This is a genomic window from Frankia sp. AiPs1 (assembly GCF_023716945.1).
GTDB lineage: Bacteria > Actinomycetota > Actinomycetes > Frankiales > Frankiaceae > Frankia.
The window spans coordinates 1-1,256 of sequence record NZ_JAMQQF010000975.1 but is presented as its reverse complement, the minus strand read 5'-3'; the positions used below and the strand labels follow the sequence as shown (position 1 = coordinate 1,256).

Genomic DNA, 1,256 nt, shown 5'->3' with positions numbered 1-1,256 from the left:
CCCCGGCACCGGCACCGACGACGGCACCGACGGCGGCGGCACCGACGGCGGCGGCACCGACGGCGGCGGCCCTGGTTGCGACGGCGTCGCGCCGGTCGGTCCCGCGGTCTGGCGGCCCGTGATCGGCGAGCTCGCCGCCACGCATGACGGCTCCCGCCTGCGCGCGCTCGGTCAGGAGATCCTCAACACCCCGGGTGCGCACGGCCCGGGCGGCCGCGCCGCCACGGCGGCGCATCTGGCGATGGTCTCCGCCTCGATCGGCCACCACGAGCACGCCGCCGGGCTGCTGTCCGCGGAACTCGCCCGCAGCCGCGACCTCACCCAGCACAGCCGCCTGCACCTGCACCTGCAGCTCGCCTGGGTGCTCTCCGGCGGCGTGCCGCGCAGACCCGACGTCGACGCGCTGATCGAGCTGGCGCCGCACGCCGACCGCCTCACCCGGGCCGGTCTGCTCACGCTGCGCGCGCTGTGCGCCACCCTCGCCACCGACCGCGCCCCCGCCGAGGACACGGCGGTGGACACGGCCGCGGCCGCGCTCGACGACCTGGCCGCGGCCGGGTCGGATGGCTCGGGGCCGGAGTGCTACTACCTGCTCTGCCTGGGTTGGACGGAGGCCATGCTCGGCCGCTACGACGCCGCGCAGCTGCGGATCAACCGCGCGCTGCGGGCCGCCCGGGAGCACGGCGAGACCCATCTGCTGCCCGCGCTGCTCGACAGCCTCGCCTACGTCCACCTCCAGTCCGGGCGCCTGGGCGAGGCGATCGAGATCGCCCGGGAGGCCAGCCTCCTCGCCCAGCGGGCCGGCCGCTCCGACCAGGCGACGCTGGCGCGGGCCGTGTCCACCGCGGCCTGGGCCGGGCTGGGCCGACCGCCCGAGTTCGGCCGCGATCTGCCGGACGGGGTGGCCGCCGAGGTGCCGCGCATGCCGCTGACCCTCCTGCTGTTCGCCGAGGCGGCACTCGCGGTCGGCGACGGCGCGGGTGCGGGGGCGTTGTTCAAGGCAGACCGACAGACCTGGCGGGTCAACGAGCCGACGCCGGTGCTGGCCGCCCGCATGTACGAGGTGCTGGCCGCCGCCGCGATGATCACCGGACAGGACCCGCAGCCGTGGTCGACCCGGGCGAGCGAGGCGGCGGCCCGGGTCGGCCTGCCCGAGCAGGACGGCCATGCGCTGCTCGCCCGCGGGCACACGCTGCGCAGCGGGGCACAGGCGCTGCGCTGCTACACCGAGGCCGCCGTGCTGCTCGGCGCCACCC

The 1,256-nt window shown here is 77.6% G+C and carries 1 protein-coding gene; it reads left to right on the top strand.

Annotated elements, in window-relative coordinates; translation table 11 throughout:
• A partial coding sequence (locus tag ND748_RS32290) for a tetratricopeptide repeat protein (RefSeq protein ID WP_251750058.1) occupies positions 1-1,256 on the top strand: 1,256 nt, incomplete at both ends.